19 protein-coding genes and 1 riboswitch are annotated in these 18,742 nt (G+C 43.4%); of the genes, 5 read left to right on the top strand and 14 right to left on the bottom strand.

Translation table 11 applies throughout. From position 1 onward, the window contains the following. Window positions 1-110 precede the first annotated feature (110 nt). The 8 genes from AACU28_RS03465 to AACU28_RS03430 form a co-directional block, all read right to left on the bottom strand. Complete coding sequence (locus AACU28_RS03465) at window positions 111-926, bottom strand: ABC transporter permease (RefSeq protein ID WP_076677165.1); 816 nt, start codon at window positions 924-926, stop codon at window positions 111-113. Further along, window positions 919-1,677, bottom strand: coding sequence for an ABC transporter ATP-binding protein (locus AACU28_RS03460; RefSeq protein ID WP_121602352.1), 759 nt, complete (start codon window positions 1,675-1,677; stop codon window positions 919-921). Before AACU28_RS03460 ends, AACU28_RS03465 begins: the two co-directional genes overlap by 8 nt. Next, the gene (thiD, locus tag AACU28_RS03455; protein ID WP_121602351.1) at window positions 1,667-2,575 is read right to left on the bottom strand and encodes a bifunctional hydroxymethylpyrimidine kinase/phosphomethylpyrimidine kinase; all 909 of its coding nucleotides are present in this window, start codon (window positions 2,573-2,575) and stop codon (window positions 1,667-1,669) included. Before thiD ends, AACU28_RS03460 begins: the two co-directional genes overlap by 11 nt. Window positions 2,576-2,672: 97 nt before the next feature. Continuing rightward, a riboswitch (TPP riboswitch) is annotated at window positions 2,673-2,784 on the bottom strand. Window positions 2,785-2,882: 98 nt separating this feature from the next. Further along, window positions 2,883-3,800: a DMT family transporter gene (locus AACU28_RS03450; protein WP_121602350.1), complete on the bottom strand. Its 918-nt coding sequence runs from the start codon at window positions 3,798-3,800 to the stop codon at window positions 2,883-2,885. Window positions 3,801-3,885: 85 nt separating this feature from the next. After that, on the bottom strand, window positions 3,886-4,614 hold the full coding sequence (locus AACU28_RS03445; RefSeq protein ID WP_029224337.1) for a helix-turn-helix domain-containing protein: 729 nt from the start codon (window positions 4,612-4,614) through the stop codon (window positions 3,886-3,888). A 173-nt stretch (window positions 4,615-4,787) separates the two neighbouring features. Beyond that, window positions 4,788-5,816, bottom strand: coding sequence for a DUF4382 domain-containing protein (locus tag AACU28_RS03440; RefSeq protein ID WP_121602349.1), 1,029 nt, complete (start codon window positions 5,814-5,816; stop codon window positions 4,788-4,790). A 422-nt stretch (window positions 5,817-6,238) separates the two neighbouring features. Further along, window positions 6,239-6,490: a DUF2999 family protein gene (locus tag AACU28_RS03435; RefSeq protein WP_009844829.1), complete on the bottom strand. Its 252-nt coding sequence runs from the start codon at window positions 6,488-6,490 to the stop codon at window positions 6,239-6,241. 130 nt (window positions 6,491-6,620) lie between these two features. Then, the gene (locus AACU28_RS03430) at window positions 6,621-7,718 is read right to left on the bottom strand and encodes a YdcF family protein (RefSeq protein WP_121602348.1); all 1,098 of its coding nucleotides are present in this window, start codon (window positions 7,716-7,718) and stop codon (window positions 6,621-6,623) included. Window positions 7,719-8,202: 484 nt separating this feature from the next. Between AACU28_RS03430 and AACU28_RS03425 the strand changes: the two genes are divergently transcribed. Together AACU28_RS03425 and AACU28_RS03420 are read left to right on the top strand one after the other, a co-directional pair. Then, a complete protein-coding gene (locus AACU28_RS03425; RefSeq protein ID WP_121602347.1) occupies window positions 8,203-8,877 on the top strand; it encodes a glutathione S-transferase family protein in 675 nt (224 codons plus the stop codon). A gap of 685 nt (window positions 8,878-9,562) precedes the next feature. Continuing rightward, entirely contained in the window at window positions 9,563-10,111 is a 549-nt protein-coding gene (locus tag AACU28_RS03420; protein WP_121602346.1) for a mechanosensitive ion channel family protein, read from the top strand. A 131-nt stretch (window positions 10,112-10,242) separates the two neighbouring features. Here the strand turns inward: AACU28_RS03420 and AACU28_RS03415 are convergent, their stop codons facing one another. Further along, window positions 10,243-11,802, bottom strand: a complete 1,560-nt coding sequence (locus tag AACU28_RS03415; RefSeq protein WP_121602345.1) for a winged helix-turn-helix domain-containing protein — start codon at window positions 11,800-11,802, stop codon at window positions 10,243-10,245. Window positions 11,803-12,292: 490 nt separating this feature from the next. Here AACU28_RS03415 and AACU28_RS03410 point away from each other — a divergent pair, with 490 nt between their 5' ends. Continuing rightward, window positions 12,293-12,772 carry a porin gene (locus tag AACU28_RS03410; RefSeq protein ID WP_121602344.1) on the top strand — a complete coding sequence of 160 codons (480 nt, stop codon included), beginning with the start codon at window positions 12,293-12,295 and terminating at the stop codon, window positions 12,770-12,772. Window positions 12,773-13,074: 302 nt separating this feature from the next. Here AACU28_RS03410 and AACU28_RS03405 read toward each other — a convergent pair whose 3' ends face one another. From AACU28_RS03405 to AACU28_RS03390, 4 genes are all read right to left on the bottom strand, one after another. Then, window positions 13,075-13,788, bottom strand: coding sequence for a spondin domain-containing protein (locus AACU28_RS03405; RefSeq protein ID WP_121602343.1), 714 nt, complete (start codon window positions 13,786-13,788; stop codon window positions 13,075-13,077). Between the two features lie 249 nt (window positions 13,789-14,037). Then, a complete protein-coding gene (locus AACU28_RS03400; protein WP_004731658.1) occupies window positions 14,038-15,081 on the bottom strand; it encodes a GMP reductase in 1,044 nt (347 codons plus the stop codon). Between the two features lie 865 nt (window positions 15,082-15,946). After that, a complete protein-coding gene (locus AACU28_RS03395; RefSeq protein WP_017081449.1) occupies window positions 15,947-16,384 on the bottom strand; it encodes a PAS domain-containing protein in 438 nt (145 codons plus the stop codon). 1 nt (window position 16,385) lies between these two features. Further along, window positions 16,386-17,390: a response regulator gene (locus AACU28_RS03390; RefSeq protein ID WP_004731662.1), complete on the bottom strand. Its 1,005-nt coding sequence runs from the start codon at window positions 17,388-17,390 to the stop codon at window positions 16,386-16,388. Window positions 17,391-17,492: 102 nt separating this feature from the next. Here AACU28_RS03390 and AACU28_RS03385 point away from each other — a divergent pair, with 102 nt between their 5' ends. Next, on the top strand, window positions 17,493-17,690 hold the full coding sequence (locus AACU28_RS03385; protein WP_102491605.1) for a hypothetical protein: 198 nt from the start codon (window positions 17,493-17,495) through the stop codon (window positions 17,688-17,690). 27 nt (window positions 17,691-17,717) lie between these two features. On the opposite strand, the gene AACU28_RS03380 is transcribed toward AACU28_RS03385, so the two are convergent. Further along, complete coding sequence (locus AACU28_RS03380) at window positions 17,718-17,963, bottom strand: hypothetical protein (RefSeq protein ID WP_004731665.1); 246 nt, start codon at window positions 17,961-17,963, stop codon at window positions 17,718-17,720. A 226-nt stretch (window positions 17,964-18,189) separates the two neighbouring features. On the opposite strand from AACU28_RS03380, the gene AACU28_RS03375 reads away from it, so the two are divergent. Next, a complete protein-coding gene (locus tag AACU28_RS03375) occupies window positions 18,190-18,627 on the top strand; it encodes a Spy/CpxP family protein refolding chaperone (RefSeq protein ID WP_017087288.1) in 438 nt (145 codons plus the stop codon). The last annotated feature ends 115 nt before the right edge of the window (window positions 18,628-18,742 follow it).

The raw sequence follows: 18,742 nt of genomic DNA, 5'->3' as shown, positions 1-18,742 counted from the left end.
TCCTTTTGAATATTATTATTGTGTTTATAGAGCTAATTTTTAACGAAGTTTTGTTGAGGTAAATAGCGTTGAGCGAAGCCTTATTAAACAAAGTGTTATTGAGCAAGCCATTACTGGTTCTCCCAAGGGATAGCTTTTTTGAGTAACTTGTCTGTGATGAAGTAGAGCGAGATAGACAGCACCGCCAAGATGAACAAGGCCGCAAACATCTCATCAATGATCATTCGCGCGTTGGCCTGTAGCATTAGGTAACCCAGCCCTTCACTCGAACCAACCCACTCCCCGACGACTGCGCCAATTGGGGCAATAACCACCGCCACACGAATGCCAGACGCTAATGTTGGCAGCGCAGCAGGCAGTTGGATATAACGCAGCAATTGCCATTTCGATGCGCCCATCGTTTTGGCAAGATCGAGATAGCCTGTCGGAGTATTTCGCAGGCCGTCGTAGCAACATGTGGTCACAGGGAAGAATATAATGATCGCCGCCATCACCACTTTTGAGGCGATGCCATAGCCAAGCCACAACATCAATACTGGCGCAATCGCAAACACAGGGATCGCTTGGCTAGCAATTAAGATAGGCAACAACCAACGTTTCAGCGGTTCGAACATCAACATCTGTAGGGCGAAAAACAGCCCCATGGATAAACCGAGCAATAGACCAAGTAAGATCTCCTGCGCAGTCACCCAAGTGTGTTTGAGTAACACATCGTAGCGTTCAATTAGCTTGATGAAGACTTCTGCAGGCGCTGGCAGAATGAAACTCGGCATCTCGAAGACAACCACAACTAGCTGCCACAAACCGAGAATCACAGCACTGCTGATAAGCAAACGCATAACGGGATTCATCTGGCGAGGACGTTCAGTGCTAGCCTGTATGTCGGTTGAACGAGCCACAGCTTCGCTTCGCGTTAGATCATTCATAGTCACGCTCCAACTGATCTAAGATCGCTTGTTGTAACTCAGCACATTCACCATCTAACACTCTTGGTGTGGCCGTGTTGGGCACAGATAAAGACTGAGCGTTCGCAGGGGTGCCTTTCAACACATACAAATTGTCCGCCAAACGCACCGCTTCTTGTGGATCATGGGTGATCAACACAACGGTTTTACCTTTTAGCAGTTCACACGCTAAACTTTGCAGCTTGTGTCTTGTTACCGCATCCAGCGCAGAGAACGGCTCATCCATCAGCACAACAGGTTTGTCTTGCATTAAGGTTCGAGCCAAAGCAACACGCTGGCGCATGCCACCAGACAATTGATCCGGCATAGTAGACGCGTAATCAGCCAAACCAACCGCAGCTAACAACTCGAGTGCTTGATTGGTTTGCAGGGCTTTATCAGAAGCTGGATTTTGAAAACGATGACTCAGGCAAACATTGTCGATGACCGATAGCCACGGCAATAACAAATCCTGCTGCGCCATGTAAGCGATGCGATCGGTTAAAGGCAATTCATCGGACGTTGCCAATGTGCCCTGCCACTCCACCTTGTCGTCCAACAAGCCCGCCAGATAACGCAATACCGTGGTTTTCCCGCAGCCACTTCGACCCAGCAAGACTGTCCACTTACCTGCGTTTAAGCTAAGCGACAACCCAGATAAGGTCGCGTGCTCACTGTCGTTATAACGTAAGGAAGCATTGCTGAGTTGAACACCAACCGTATTAACGGACATTACCGTGTCCAGCGAAGAAGTGATTTACCGGGCCATGACATTGACCAACTTGCAACTCATCAGCATGAGCAATCGCGCGAGAAATGTATTGTTTACCTAGGTCAACAGCCTCTGACAGCGTATTGCCTTGCGCTAAGAAAGAAGCAATAGCAGAAGAAAGCGTACAACCCGTACCGTGGGTGTTTTTGGTAGGAAAACGCTTAGCGCTAATCAAGGCAGACGTCGTTGGCAGAATCAGTAGGTCGTTACTGTTCTCATCCTTCTCTAGGTGGCCACCTTTCAAGAGAACGGCTTTAGCACCTAGTGCGCGTAAATCTTCAATCATGCCCTGCATTTCAGCTTCGCTTTCAGGTACTGGCTTGCCTGTTAACGCCGCGCCTTCTGGCAAGTTAGGAGTAATGATGTCTGCCAGCGGAATCAGTTCTTGCTTTAGCGTCGTAATAGCAGAGTTTTCTAACAGCAGATCACCACTTGTCGCGACCATTACAGGGTCAATCACTAAGTGTTTAGGTTGGTATTGTTTGATTTTGTCCGCGACGACTTTGATGATTTGCGAATCGGCCAACATACCGACTTTCACAGCCACGATATTCAGATCAGTAAAAACCGCATCTAACTGACTGGCAACATGATCGAGTGGGATAGGAAAAATGGCGGAAACGCCTTGAGTGTTCTGGGAAGTGATCGCGGTAATTACCGAACAAGCAAAACTACCTGTAGCAGACATGGCTTTAATATCCGCTTGAATACCGGCACCGCCACCACTGTCAGAACCCGCGATGGTTAAAACAATCGGAGTATTCGTGCGAATCGTGTCTTCAGCAGAGTGCTGCTGTGTTGAGGATTTTGGAGTTGAGGTTTTTGGCGTTAAATCTTTTGAAATAGAACTGTGTGTCATTGTCGCTCCTACTATCTTACAAGACGTAGGAGAACGAACACCGATCGAAGGAGAAGTCGCAATAGATTCATGAACAGTCTTCATGAGTGCAGACGTAGATCGAGTGCTTATAGTTCCCTACGCCAGTGTTAACTGAATCAGGTTCAACGGGTCTCGACTAACGATCTCAGCAAACACCAAATAAGGTATATGCCCCCCGACTATTGATAGCGATAGTAACAGCACTCTCACAACTGAGATACTGATTTTATTCAATTATAAGAATTACGCATGAATAAGTTCCAATTAGGCTCAACAAAACAAATACTTATAACGTTCCTTTAGATGGCTTCGACTGTATCAACAAGCACAGCACAATCAGAAACATACCTAACCAACCTATAAAAGGAATCAGCTCACCGACAACGCAGACGGCAAGCACCGCTGCAACTACTGGTTCAAACAGAGTCAGCAGATTGGCGCTACTCGCGGTCACGTGGCGTAAACCAAAACTGAACGCGATATAGCCCAAGCATTGTGGAATTAACGTCAGATAACTGATGACTAATACGTTAATCTGCGAGGAAAACAGGTTCTCCCCCGTAAACCAGAGCGTTGGTAGCAACAGCATCGCACCAAGGCCAAAAATACTGCCCATCGCCGCTTGTGACTTAATCCCTTTATCGATCAGTGCTTTTGTCGCCCAAGAATAAATGGCGTAACACAACCCAGCGACCAGACCTAAAGCAATACCTAACAGCTTGAGATCATCACCGGATTCATTCGTCGATGAAGATTCTGAAAACACCAACAACCCAATACCCACCACACCAATCACAAAGCTAGTGAGCCAACGTTTGTTGATATTATTCTTTTTGCTAATCAGACACTCTAACAGTGCCGAAAAGAAAGGTGCGGTTGCAATCGAAACCACGGTACCAATCGCCACGCCTGATAATTTCATTGAAGAATAGAAAGCTAAAGGATAGACCGCCAAAGCCAAAGCGCTCACTGCCAACAGCTTCTTGTTCTGCAAAAGTTTATCGAAGGCGAGGAGGATTTTTCGATACGCCAAGCCCGCTTGCATTAGGCCACCGACGCCCATAGAGAAAGCACCAATTGCTAATGGACTTAGATCGGGAGCAAAGCTTGCAGCGGTGCCTGTCGTGCCCCATAAAATAGAAGCAAACAAGATGGCTAAAGTGCCCGTTTGGAATTCGTTAACGCGATTGATGGCAAGATTCATTTCTATTACCCAATTTTCAGTTCTGAAATAGATAATAGTGAAGATTGATAAAAGTTAGTTTGCCGAAAGGACGCTATTGTTGTTTCTAAAGACTGTCTTTCATTGAGCCTAGAAACGCCCTTGGAGACATTCCAAAGTGCTGAGAGAAGCGACGACTGAAAGCAGAAACATCACTATAACCCACATTTTCGGCTATCAACTGAACCGGTAAATCGGTGTGGGTTAGCAAGGCTTGGGCTTTCTCCATGCGATATCGAGTGATGTATTTAAGCGCACTGATCCCCAGGCACTCTTTGAAGCGTTTTTTGAATTGAGTAGGGCTCAAACAGGCCGTTTTTGCAAGTTGTGAAATGGATAACGGCTGGGTGTAGTTATCCGCAATCAACCTTTGTACCGCACGGATTCTTGGGTCGATGCTCTTGCTTACTTGTTGTTGCTCTAACAGCAGTGAAAACACATCCACGATTGATGACTCAATGCCACTATCGACCTGATATTCCAACTGCTTCTCAACAAACAATAAGAAGCTCATCAAAGGTGGTGTGATCGTGAAAACCGAGAGCTCATGCTCCAACAAGTGCTGCGGCAACTCCGCCATATCCGCGACAATAAATCGCGCGGCTTCATCCGCCTTAAACGCATGCGCTGTGGTTACCGGAATCACCACACATTCTCCCACGGCCACTTTGCCGACATACCCCACCATTTCGATATTGATACTGCCTTGGATTGGCAATACCAATTGATGATGGTCATCATGGGCATGGGTATTAAATTGCTTGGTGTAAGATCGAATGCTTAAGCTAGATTTCATGAGCAACGCCGGAGTACATTTCGCTAAGTTCAAGTAAGAGATACAAAGTTACATCATCACTTCCCTAGAGTCACACTCAATGCGCATCAAATTCATGCTAGCTAAGTGACATGATCAAAAACGGCCTCCAAATGAGAGGCCGTTTTGATTAAAAAGCGTCATTCACATAAAGGTTAGAATGACACTTGGCTGTCTTGACCAACAGTGACTTGCACACCATTTTCAGCTTCGTATATTGCGAACCCAGCGGCTAGTGGCGCTGCATTGTCTTCATCACTGTCATGCTGTGCAGTACAGGTATAACCTAATGAATAAGTACCTGGATCAATAAAGCCCAGTGAGAATTCAAAATTAGTTTGGTCTTCACCAAGCACAACCGAAGCTGAAGTGACGGGTTTTACTTCCTCACTACCACCAATCGGTGTCATGTCATCTTTGTCGACGTTTCCTTCATACAAATAAACCGATTGAACGTAAGTATTGTCATTTGTAGGGTTACAAGCTTCAAAAGTTGTACTCGCAACAGTCCCTTCAATGTTTCCTGTCTCAACCGTATTGATAAGGCTCACAGACGTTCTTTGAATGGTGTAATCAGGGAGACTTGAACTGTTCTTTAGCCCACGTCGAAGATCGAACTCGACAACAAAGTCGTTACTTTGTTGGTTCACGTTAAATGAATCATTAAAGTAAAGTACGCCAGCGTTATCTTCTTTACCCACGCCTTGCGGGCACGCGCCTTCACCTTTCACCGTTAGCTCACGATTCGTATCATCGTTTTCTATCACGTAAGATAGATCTGTTGGATGATCGCCGTCATTTGCGAACACACACAACTTATAACTGCCTACCGGAATGACCTCATTTTCAATCAAAGGAAGCGCCTCGCTACCTTGGTAATCCAACAAATTCACACTTAATGGAATCGGATCCTCACCATCTGGCAATGGATCGCCATTTTCATCAACGTAGTCGCCGTTTTCGTCCGTTTTATACACATCATAAATCAGTGGCGAACCTCCCTCTTGAGGAAGCAAAGCGACCTTACTGAATGTCACGGTGACGTCTTTAACATCATCAATGGGCGCATCACTCACGCTCAAGGTAATGGGTGTCGTGCTGCTTGATGAACCTGAATCACCGCCACAACCAACAAGCCCAGCCAGCACAAGGCTCGCTAAAGCGGTTTCCTTTAAATACTTCATAACTCATTTCCTATAAATCACTGCTCAATAAAGGGCTTAGTTTGTTGCCCTCTTATTCTTTTCCTTAATGTGACTCATAGATAAACCGCGCTTATGGCCAAAATCGGTTAGCCCTATTATTTAGGGATTTCTTCATCCAAAAACTCTGTTCATCAAGGTGCACATATCAGGTCGCACATAGGTTAATTAAGTCTAGTAAGTAAATTGTCAGTAGTCGCACGTATTTGGCAAGGTTGCTGTCAATTGTGTTGGAATGGTCGGTATGTATAGGGTCGGAGAGGATGATTGAGAGCACTCAAATCAAAGTCAAAAATCGCCACCAAGATCAAAAAAGGCCGTTAAGACAACCTGTTGCTGAACTTAAACGACCTTTTTATTGAATGTGGATTAAGCTAATTCGATATTAGCTCATTCAAATTCACTTATTTTTGAAGTTGCTCTTTAGCGGCTTCAACCTTAGAAAAATCTAGGCCAAGCTCTTCAACTGCTTCTTTGATTAGCGCAGGGTTTTGCATTACCTGGCCCATCAGCATTTGAAGTTTGTCTTGAGGTAAACCAAGTTGGCTGATTGTCGCCATTGCTGCAAGAGGGTTCTCTGTCAACGTCTTGAAAATCTCGCTGATCTGCTCGTCGCTAATATTGTTCTCTTTCAACATTGCTAAAATCGGGTTCATTTTTTTGCCTTTGAAACACTAAATTAAGTAGGAGCACAGCATACCATCTAGCTGTGCTCGATTGTACTAGCAAGTGAAGCTTTGGTTTAACACGAACTGTACTTTTCCCAAACGAAAATAATGCTTGGGCTTAACGAGATTCCAATGGGTAAGAGCGGTAGCTCCACATACCATACGTTCTCAGTGCGTCACGGTAGATGCCTAGAAGCTCACCACTGCTCGCTTTCTTAAGATCTTCTAGCGGCTTGTCTGGGTAAGAAACCGTATCGAAGGTAATGCCCTGAGGGCCCGTTTGCCAGCTCGCGATTTCAAACAGAGTTTGACCACGACGAACATGGCTTGCCGAGCTGATAATGGTCGCGTGTTTAATATCATGACGAGCAAGCGCGTAGCTACTGTACAAGGCATTACCTACCGTGCTGGTCGCGTAATTCTCTTCAATGATGCGATCTTTGCTTACCCCTTTTGAGATAAGCCAATCCGCCATTAACTTGCCTTCAGTCTTATGGTTCTTCGGCACGCCGCCGGTTAACACGATCATCGCGTCTGGGTTAGCTTTCGACATTGCTAATGTGGTTTCAAGACGTTCAATCAAGATTTCATGCATAGAACCATCAGGGTTAAGCGCGTAGCCCAAAGTGACGATGGCACCGTGCTCATCCAATAAACCTTTGTCTGCCGACTCTTTCAGTGGTGTTTCTAACACGCGGTCAACCGTCGCAAAAATACGTTTGATGTCTTCGGCTTTGCCCTTGTTCAGGCTTTCCAGTTTCTCCATATGCTTGTAGGATTCACTTTCATTGCCTTCAAATCTTTGCCAAACCGCAAGATACGCATGCAAGTCGACATCGTCTGGCGCAACCGTCAATGCTTGTTCAAACAACTCAATCGCACGCTCCGCATTCTTGTTGTAGATCTGAGCATTAGCAGCCGAGATCAACAAATCAGTACGGTAAGGTTCTAGTTGGTATGCCTCTAACAATCTGTTAGTCACAATTTCCATGTTGCTTGGCATTTTAGCCGTGAAGCCCGCGTGTGAAATTCTTGCTGGAGACTTAAACGCCTGCAACGCATCAAGAAGTAGTTGGTCTACAACTTGTCGCTTAGTCACCAACTGCGCGTAGTCCGCAGAAGCCTGTACAGCGCCATCGTTAGCAGCAAAAGAATAAGGTGTTGCGCCAAAAGCGAGCATGCCACCAAGAGCGAGGGCGATAATGTTCTTTTTCATGGAAAGATCCTGTGTCGTTAAGTGTTCACATCAGATTTGCTCACCAATGTAAGCCGCCAAGATTAAAAAACCGTGAACCAAACCTTACTCTCCAAGGTTAATATTTATTTGTTGCATAAGGTGTGGCTGCAGATCACGATTTTATGCGCCAGAGTAGGCTCAAATATCCAGATAGCTTCGAGTTATAAGGAGCTCCCTTGATTACTTTGGAATATTTAACTTCGCATCCCACCTGCCTATTCCATCTAAACCCCTAAGTTTCGAAGCTCAACATCAAACCTAAATGTGCATTTTATGTTCATTATTTCAGCAACTTAAAACGCGATTCCCCTACCAGTCGACGATAATTCACGTTTACACAGCCAAGTTCAAAAGGCACAGGGTTTGGTATCAAATCAGTCAATTCACAGAAAATTCAAAAATCAATTATTGAACGATCGTTCAAGTGATGCTTTAATGAGTGACCAATACAAGGAGTTACCCCATGCTTAAGTTCTATTTTCACCAAACACCCAACCCAATGAAGATAGCTCTGTTTCTAGAAGAGACAGGCCTAGATTTTGAACTTGTTCCTGTCGATACCTTAAAAGGCGAGCAACACACACCGGAATATCGTTTAATCAATCCAAATGGCAAAACGCCTGCGATTGAAGACGAAGGACAACGTGTATTCGACTCTAACGCTATCCTGCTGTACCTATCTGAGAAAACAGGCAAGCTAGCTGGTCAGCCAGAAGACAGAGCTGAACTATTATCTTGGATGATGTTTATCGCCAGCGGACTTGGTCCATACTCTGGCCAATCAGTACACTTCCGTCATGCTGCACCAGCAGGCTTAGATTACGCGGTAAATCGTTATCTACGCGAAGCACAACGTCACTACGAAGTGTTAGAGAAACATATGGAAGGTCGTGAGTTTTTCGTCGGAAATGAGTACACCATCGTCGATGTCGCGGCATGGGGTTGGATTGATAAAGCACCGTTCGTGCTTGGTGAAGAAGGCCTAGAACCTTACCCGAACTTAAAGCGCTGGTTCGATGCAATCAACGCCCGCCCTGCCGCACTGCGTGCTCGCGAAATCGGCAAAGACGTTGAATTTAAAACCGAACGTGATGAAGAGGCACTTAGAGCGTTATTCCCGTCTAACTTCGCTGAATAGCAATAGCAATAGCAATAACTCTATTACCGACACTCACCAATTAAGCGTTCAGAACATGAATACGAAGCTCAGTTACGCACTGAGCCGTATTGTCAAAACTGAGCTTGATTGGTGAGTTAAGCTCGTTCTATTAAGTTCGTCCGTTATAAAGCTCGCATGTTATAAAGCTCGTCTGTTATAAAGCAATCCTTATCTATTTCCTTTAAAGCCTTTAGAAGCAGTACCGACTCTCGATTTCAAGCGTGTAGAAACAGACGTTGCGCGAATACGACCAACTACTGTCCAGAAAATTATGAATTGAGTAATGAGTAAGGTCAGCATCTTAAAAGAACTTCATTTCTAACGGCTTTGACTGCTTGGTTTTTCGCCTTTTATGGATATAAATAAACACTAACTTTATAACTATGATTGTCATGACTAACTCGATGATGAACAAAGGAGCGCTTATTCTACAAATTGAATGACATCAGACATCACAGAAGGCTTACATATCAGTTATAAAAATATAAACAAAAAAATAAAGTACTACTTATCAATAACTTGCCACTAAAATCCATATCGACAAGGTTTATTGAAATCAAAAATGGCTTCTATTCATTTCTCGTATTATAAAACGATAATCGTTTGATGATGCGCACATTCAAGCAACTATGCACAATAACGGCTCATCACAACTGAGGTCGTTATGCCGAACTTTCTAGTCCACATTTTTAATACACTAAAGCAATATGATTTGCTGCTTGCCCTTGTATTTATTCTTGCCTATTGGCTTCTCAAGCGCTTTATTTCGACGACCGTTATCAACCTTGCACAGGTAAAGTCTGTCGCGACGACACGCACAATGTTCATCACTCGCTGCTTCAACATTTTCTCGTTCATACTGCTGTTTGCGACCTATATCATCGTCAGTGGGATTGGCTATGGCAACTTCACCATTTTCATCTCGTCCTTGGTGACGGTTTTTGGTGTCGCCTTCATCGCCCAATGGTCAATTCTGAGTAATATCACCGCGAGCTTTCTGATCTTCTTCGTATTCCCTTACCGAATTGGCGATTCAATAATTGTTGCAGATGGGGATGATATCGAAGGAAAGATCCTTGAGATTAAGATGTTTCATACTCTAATCAAGCACCCAAGCGGCAACCTAATTACTTATCCTAATTCTCTGCTGTTGCAGAAAAGCGTAACTAAAGTCTTAAAGAAGAACTCTCCACGTACAGAAAGGCCTCGGTAACCGAGGCCTTATCATGTAATAGAGAAGCGAAACGCATTAGTTAGGTTTCAGTTGCTGTTTCTAGTGCGATTGCTATTTCCAGTGCGGCTGCTAATTCTAGTGCTACCGCTTTTGTCTGCTTTTAACTTTCACTATTTACCGTCAACATCGAGTTTGACACCCTGAAGTTGTTCAATCAGTTTGTCTAAATTACTGTCAAAGAACAACGGACCGGCTAGCGTCAATGCAATCGGTGAAGAAGTATTTTGTGTCGCTTGCAAATACAACTCTTTGGCACCCATGATGTGGCCACGCGCCTCTTCTGCTTTAGCCATTAACAAATAAGTCAGAGGGGTATGTTGATTGTAAGGAATCGACAACAAGATCTTTAACGCCTTATCAGGCTCACTTTGAGACAGCGCTAATATTGCGTTCGCTTCACAAACACGAGGATTGTTTCCTCGCTTAAGAATGGCAGACAAAGATGAGGAATATTGCTCGTTCAACGCCTTAATTCTAGGTTGAATATTTTCCTCATCTTTAGAGAAAACCGCCAGCACTTCACTTATGTAACTCACAGAAATAGCATAAGCGTTATCTGGAGCCAGCGCTCTGGCCTCACGAAAATACTTAAGCGCCATATCAAAATCCACGGTGCTGTAAGAAACCCCGGTCGCAGACATCAACGCCTTGACCGATTCTTTATCCTGTGGGAACACAGAAATATTGCGCTGTAACTCTTCTTCAGGCACATCGATATACATAGCACGCAATAGATCGTCGATCATCGCTGGAAACGTCTCATGGAAACGAGCAAAGTTGGTGGAATAACGGCGGTTTAAATGCACGCCTCCCGACGCTCGGTTAACATACTTCACCAATAACCGTGTTTTCTTGCCGTCACTGCTTTTTGCCGTTGAGATATTAAACTCAATCGCGGCCAACTTCTTATGCTCATCAGACTTAACCACTCTGATATTGCTATAAAAACCAATATGTTCAATCAGCTTAATTACGATTCCATAGAGCTCTGGTTGCGCCTTAACCTCTTCCGTTACATTCAATACAACATAACGAAATTCATAATGACTTAATGAGTGAGTTGAGCTTGCTTGCGAAGGGCTTTGTTTGTTCTGAGAAAACCTCATATATGATGATTGTAAAACAATGACAACCGCCAAAAACGCCAGTATGTAATGCAGCTTTCTATTTCTTGGCGAATTTTCTGATGGCTTTACATAGCCCTCTTCCCTATCTTCTCTTTTGACAAACTCTTTGGCTTCAGGCGTTGCATGGCGTTCATTAGCATCAAGCTGCTCAGTTTTTTGGAGAGCGGGTTTTTGGGGAGCTGTTTTCTGGAGATCAGGTTTTTGGAGCTCTACTTTCTCAACTCTCACTTCGCCATCAAATCGGTAACCACGCTTTGGAACGGTAACAATATAACTGCTTGTCCTTTTACTGTGTGTTTTCAGAACTTTTCGTAGTTCAAATACCGCTTGGGTGACAACTTGATCGGTTAATACACTACCACTCCACACCTCTTCAATTAACTCATCACGCGTATGAGTCAAACCCGGGTTCAAACATAAGAACTCAAGCAACTTAGTGAGGCGGTTATCAATCGTAATACACGAATCAGCAAACTGAATCTGCCCTTCGTTAGGCATAAACTGCCACTCATCAACGATAAAACTGATGTTTTTCTCAAGCATTCACGTTCACTCACTCTTTATGGCTCTTCTTATCGTCTAAACATAGCTGCAATCCAATGATTTTGCTGATAATTTCGACCTGTTGTGTGTGATTTTTCACAATTTTCGTTTCAGCCGACATCATTCAGAGGCATTTCCATAAAATTCACGGCGGTTATTGTGAAAACTCAGAACAAGCAAAAATTAATACGAGTTATCCCAAAGTTTTCTCAATAAAAATAGAGCCTAAATAACTGTAATGATTAACTTTATATTTTCTTGATATTGAAGTTATGAAACTTTATGAACTAGTGAGCTTTACGTTATGTCAGCGAATCACAAAATCTGCATGATAGCTCCACACCGCAAGTGAGGGGCGACATGCAAACGAGAGAAAGGCATAACGTTCCCTGTAGTCACTTGCAATAAGGACATAAGAATTGATGTAGATACATCACCCGCTGACGGATTAGGGAACATTAGTTAACCTTTATATTAAGAGCTTTAAACCATGAAACTGAACGAATTTATTCTTCCTATCGCTGCTATCTTCTTCGTAACTCAAGCAAGCGCTGACCCATATATTGGTGCTAGCTACCTATATTCTGAGTACCAAGCTGAAAGCGACAATACAGATTTCAGTGATGAGAATAGCGGCTACAGCCTTTACTTAGGCTACCAGATTAATGACCTACTATCGGTTGAAGCTGGATACGCGGATTTTGTTGATACACACAAAGATTTCGAACACATTTATTCAGATGCATGGTTAGCAAGTACAAAACTAACACTACCTATTACGATTTTTGACGTATACGGTCGTCTAGGTATCGGTCACTTCCAAAGTAACCTAGGTGATACAGACGACATTTACTACGGTGTGGGTACGGGTGTTACTCTAGGTCCTGTTCGTGTTGCACTGGAATACACAATGTACGAAGCAAAAATCGTAGACAACAGCTACGCACTAAGCGCCGAATTCCGCTTCTAATTGGGTAAGTAATAAGGCTCCCTAGCCTTCCCTACACAATGAACACCATCAAGCCTCTGACATACCATCAGGGGCTTTTTGCGTTGAATTTAAAACTGGACGTGATGAAGAAGCGAAACGAGCACTGTTTCCTTCGAATTATGCGAAGTAGAAGATGCTAGGGATTCAGTACTCTCCTAAGTGCCAGCTAAACCTCAAACAAAAAGAGCCGATGAAATCGGCTCTTTGATCTTTATACCAATCGTACATGGACAAAATATACATCTCTCGTCAAACAGAAAAGTTACACGAAAAAGGAACCATCACTGACGCTCAAAGGTAAATGTACCGATATACGCCCCCGTAGTTCGATGAATTCCATCAACAAAATCGGTATCAGAAATATTGGATGTAAGAAGCTCTATATTCATTTTCGGGGAACTATCTGAATTAGCAGACCCAAAAGTAACTCCACTATCAGTCCCCGAGTCATACACCTTAAGGTCTACTTGAACTTGATCTACCCACGTTCCATTTTGGTAAAGGTTCAAGCTATCAACACCGACAAACCAATCCGGACTGGGAGCAACCATAGTAATTATGCTAACTAAAGGGAAATCTTCATCGATATCGAATGTTAATTCTAATTGACTCTGTCCATTAGGAAGTCCACCTCCTTCAATTAAGGATTGGCTGTTACCTAAATTTTGAATATCCCCAATTTCTGATTTGATGACATTAGTGCTGCCAGTCTCAGCTACTTCTTCAACACCAGAGCTAGATTGACTACCTCTTTGAAACAAGCTTGCTGATGTATTATGTGTCATTCCTATAAGTGGTGAGAAGTGAGAGTTTGAAGGGTAATTTGTCGGGAAGCTAGTCGAAGTCCAATTGCTCGAAAATGTGACTTTATACGATACTGCACTTTCAGGAATAGAAGAATTCGTAGAATCACTTGAGCCACCACCGCAAGCTGTAATTATAATACTTGATGCCAATAAGAGAGCGACTCTCCAGTTTAGTTGATTGCATTTCATAAGTTAGTTCCTATTCCTTAGATACAATTAATATAGACCTAAGAACAGTGATTAAAATTTCAACAAACATTCACAATACAAATAAAAAAATCAATATTACCCAAAAAAATCGCTGCAACTCTTAAGTATCAATGAATTGGTGATGATTCAGATCTCAAATATGGTTCTAAATAAATTGGTTCACCGCTTAAACAAAAAAGAGCCGCTAAAAGCGGCCCTTGATTTTCAAACTATTCGAACTCGTTCAGATTACTCTTTACCGAATACGTTGTTCTCTTGCTCTTGTACACGGATGAAAGTCGTACGCTTAGTTAGCTCTTTAAGCTTTGCTGCGCCTACGTATGTACAAGTTGAACGTACACCACCAAGGATGTCAGAAATCGTGTAATGAACAGAACCACGGTATGGAAGTAAAACAGTTTTACCTTCCGCAGCACGGTACTTAGCAACACCACCTGAGTGCTTGTCCATAGCTGACTGAGACGACATTCCATAGAACTTCATGTATTGCTTACCGTCTTGCTCTACAACTTCACCACCTGACTCAGAGTGACCAGCTAGCATGCCGCCTAGCATTACGAAGTCAGCACCGCCGCCGAACGCTTTAGATACGTCACCCGCACATGAACAGCCACCGTCACCGATGATCATGCCGCCAAGGCCGTGTGCTGCGTCGCCACACTCGATGATTGCAGAAAGTTGAGGGTAACCTACGCCTGTTTTAACACGTGTAGTACAAACAGAACCAGGGCCGATACCAACCTTAACGATGTCTGCGCCAGCTAGGATTAGCTCTTCAACCATGTCACCCGTTACAACGTTACCTGCAGAGATAACTTTAGTCGGGAATTCAGCACGTACTTTCTGTACGAACTCAACAAGGTGCTCTGAGTAGCCGTTAGCGATATCGATACAGATGAATACAAACTCTTCGCTAAGAGCCATGATCTTCTTAACTTTCTCGAACTCAGCTTCAGATGTACCTGTTGATACAAATACGTTGTTCAGTGTTTTCTTGTCTGCTGTTTTAGCGAACTCAGCCCACTGCTCTACTGTGTAGTGCTTGTGTACTGCAGTCATAACACCGTGCTCTGCTAGAGCAGCTGCCATTTCAAAGCTTGCTACCGAATCCATGTTCGCTGCAATTACTGGAGTACCAGACCATTGACGACCGCTATGCTTGAATGTAAAATCGCGGGTTAATTCAACTTGAGAACGGCTTTTAAGGGTAGAACGCTTCGGACGGAAGAGTACATCTTTGAAACCTAACTTAAGTTCTTGTTCGATACGCATGGTGTTTTCCTTGATTCATAAAATTATGTGTCTCTCGCGAAATGCGTAGTAAAACCGTTGGCAGACGAGTTTACTTTTCTTCGGACACAAAAAAACCGGAGCGTTGGCAGACGCTCCGGTTTTCAGCATTATAGGTCGTGATTTAGTAACAGCAAGTCTGATATTTCACTTTTTTTTATGCTATCCTCTCAAAGATTCCATATTCGCTAAAACTCTCTCAGTTACACTTCCCAACTAAATTCATATTAATTAATAACTTAGCGAACCATTCACGCAAACGCTGTTGGTTTATTGCGCAATCGTTTTCCTTCATATTTCACACAATATCGCCCTCATAATGCAAATATGTGAAGAAAGTGCCTCGAAATCACATAAAAACCACACTTTTCTCCAACAAAAAAATGCCTTTTTTCTTAAATAAATTCGATTATTTTCCAATTTTTATCTGTTTTTGACCAAATTGGCTAATCTCGTGACGTTTCTGTTTTGCGGTCACTTAGAAAAGTAGAGTGAAAAGGACTCAATCTAGAGACCAATATTCACTTGGGTTTGATAATTCAACCTTCACACTCCATTAAATGCCCCTTCTCAACTTGCACTTTATAAAACCAATCTCTATTAACCCGTGGCATTACGGTTCCAAAAGCGCGTTTCGTCGCCGCCCTTTCGTTCATGTAACCTAGAAGACTCTGCAAAGCGCTCAGAAAAAGAGGATTGGTTGGCGTGAAGAACTGGGGAAAAGGTAAGATTTGAAGAATAGAAAGCAAAAAAATGGCTAAGGTGGTTAACCTTAGCCATTTTTATTCGCTGATTAGACTGATGCTAATACGCGTATAGGAATGCGTTGTTTGGCGAATAGAGCGATCTAGTTCTTTTGAGAGACTAACGCTTCAGCGGTCGCATCTTGAATAGACAAGAACAATGAGTTGACTTGCCCTGTTGGTGAGCGCATTGGGTTTAGCGTCACGTTCTGATACATGAAATCGGCTTGTTGAGTTACAGGGCGAACATTGCGGCACTTAAACAGATAAGGCCTTTGTTGCCATGTAATGAAACTGCGACAACCTAGGTCATAGACTGGCTTGGTTTTCAGCCTAAACCACTCTTCTGGGATCTCAGGGAACAGTTCAAAGATAGACTTACCGATCGCATCATGCGATTGCTTACCGCTATGGTGCGTCATAAAGCCATTCCAAACTTGTACCTGAAAATCACGGTTAATAACCACCAGCCCCATATCGACGTTTTGAACCATGTCGACCATCCAGTGGAACTGTTCAAATTCAGCAGGAAGATTCAGCATATTAAAACTCCTCCATTAGGTAGGCCAATTTGTTGTCTAGAAGAGGCAGAGACTCATCAACGAACATAAATAGAAGATCACAACGGATAGAAGTACCATCAATGTTGTAGCTGACTTCAAAGGTCATGGTCTTTTTGAACGAGCCGCTGGTATTTTCAATCACCGAATCAATCGAGATGTGTTGACCTAGCAGTACAGGAGAGCTCTGGAAGAAACGAACTTCTGACTGCTCCCCTAATCCATTCAAGAAAGAGCCGACTAAGATGTTCGATACATCCATCAACAACTCTAATTCTTCTAGCTGTTCGCTTTCGGTTGGCACCTTCATGAGCTTCTTAAGATCGCTCACACTAGAATCACTCAACAAGACTAATGCTTCGCCTGCAATGCCTTCTCCGCTAAAACCTTGGCAAACACCCGAAACTTGGTCGTTGTCTGCTAAGTCACGAAGCGCCATGTGCAATTCGCTCACTTCGAAGATGTTGACGTTCGGAAGTGGTAAGTGGACAAATACATTAAAATGACGAGCCAGTGCATCAGCGGCACGGCCTATCGCTACGTTCGCGACTTCCATATAAATATCGCGTCTGCGAAGTATTGGCAGTTCTAAAGCGGTTGGAGTAATGATCTGAGGCTGTTTTGGCGGCTCAACATGCTCACGTAAGATAGCTTTTAGCGCTTCTTTATCGATTGGCTTTTGTAAAAACGCTTTGGCGCCGAGATCCAGAACCTTCTGTTGTGCTTTTGGTTGTATGTCACCCGAAACAACGACAACGGGCGTGGTATCACCCAAACGTTGCATCTCTTCCAAAGTGCCATAGCCGTCCAATTCCGGCATGGTGAGGTCGAGGAACATCAATTTAAATTGGTTTTGAGCTAACTCTTCAAGTGCATTAAGCCCATGAACAGCAAAAGTTATATCTGCATTTAGAGAACTAGGCAGTGATCGAGCCATCTGCTTCCTTGCTAACGCAGAATCATCACATATAAGAACTGGGAACGACATAAATGCACCACCGACAAATTAAAGCTAATTCGGACGAGTGTAACAGAACATTATAGTATCAGGTACGGGGTGAATGAATTTATGTGTAGATTATTAGTAAGAATGATGGAACAAGCAGGTGAGTTATTATCTGGCATTATTCTTCATGAAAAACAATATGCTACAAAGGTAATAACCGTTCATCATTATAGAGTAATAGCACTTTTTGATAGAGCAATAGAGCTAATTTATGAAATGGCAGCCTTAATAAGTGAGTTTATTAAGGCTCGGTTTGCTCATTCATTTATCGGCTTTATGTAACTATGACAAGAGACGTAATGTGAACAACTAGAACTGATATGAAGGCCATAAAATCAGTAATGCGAAACGTATAACCACAGCAAACACCAATAAAGCGATACCCAAACGATACCATTTGTATTCCGCGATACTCATTGGGATACGCTTATAAAACATCGTAATCACGCCCTTCCAATCACTACTGCGTCTTCCATACTGCATCATGCTCGTCAAAACAAACAGTGCGCCAAGCACTAACATTCCTTTTTCAGCCCAGAACAATCCAACTTCCATTTGTGTATTCCTTGATAAAACGGTGAGCAACTCAAATCATTCTAGTCACCTTTGCGCTCAGTTTCTGTAAGACCAAGGTCTAACCCACTATCTACTTACTTGAAGGTACTTATCTGAACGAATTTAAGTGAACGTAAATCGCTGAGCACACTTAACTGAACAGCGTGTTCATATCGAGTTCAGCTTCGCCATCTATACTCATGTTTCCACTAACAGGAGAAATTCAATGAAATCACTGAAAAAGTCGCTTTGTGTATTAACTGCTTCAGCTCTACTCGTTACCGCTCCGTTTGTGAGTGCTTCATCACCACAACAACCGCCACAGCCAGCAGTGAGCCCGCTGCAAATGGTTATTGCTTCTTTAAACCTAAGCGAAGAGCAACACGCGGAAGTCATCTCCCTTGTTGAAGGCTACCAATCTGATAGAACACAGATTGACATGGATAGCGCAATCGAGCTCAAGAAGAAACAGATCAGCCTTGTGACTCAACCTGATTTCAATGAAGCCGAGATGGAAAAGATCATCGACACCGTTCAAGCAACCGAGAAGTCGATGGTGATGCAAGAGATGCGTCTCAAGAACAACATTTATAATGTGTTAACTGAAGAGCAGAAAGAGCAGTTCAAAACCATGATGAAGTCTGCGCTCTCTGGTGGAAAGTAGTCTGGTGGAAAGTAGTCTGGTGGAAAATAGTCTGGTAGAAAGTAGTCTGGCAATAAATCGTCTGGTAGACAATAGCTGCCCCTAATCCTGATATTGATTCTTCCCATCTCCCCCA

This window comes from Vibrio sp. SBT000027 (genome assembly GCF_963894355.1).
GTDB lineage: Bacteria > Pseudomonadota > Gammaproteobacteria > Enterobacterales > Vibrionaceae > Vibrio > Vibrio splendidus.
Note: the sequence above shows the minus strand (reverse complement) of the source record. Positions and strands in the feature narration are given on the sequence as shown.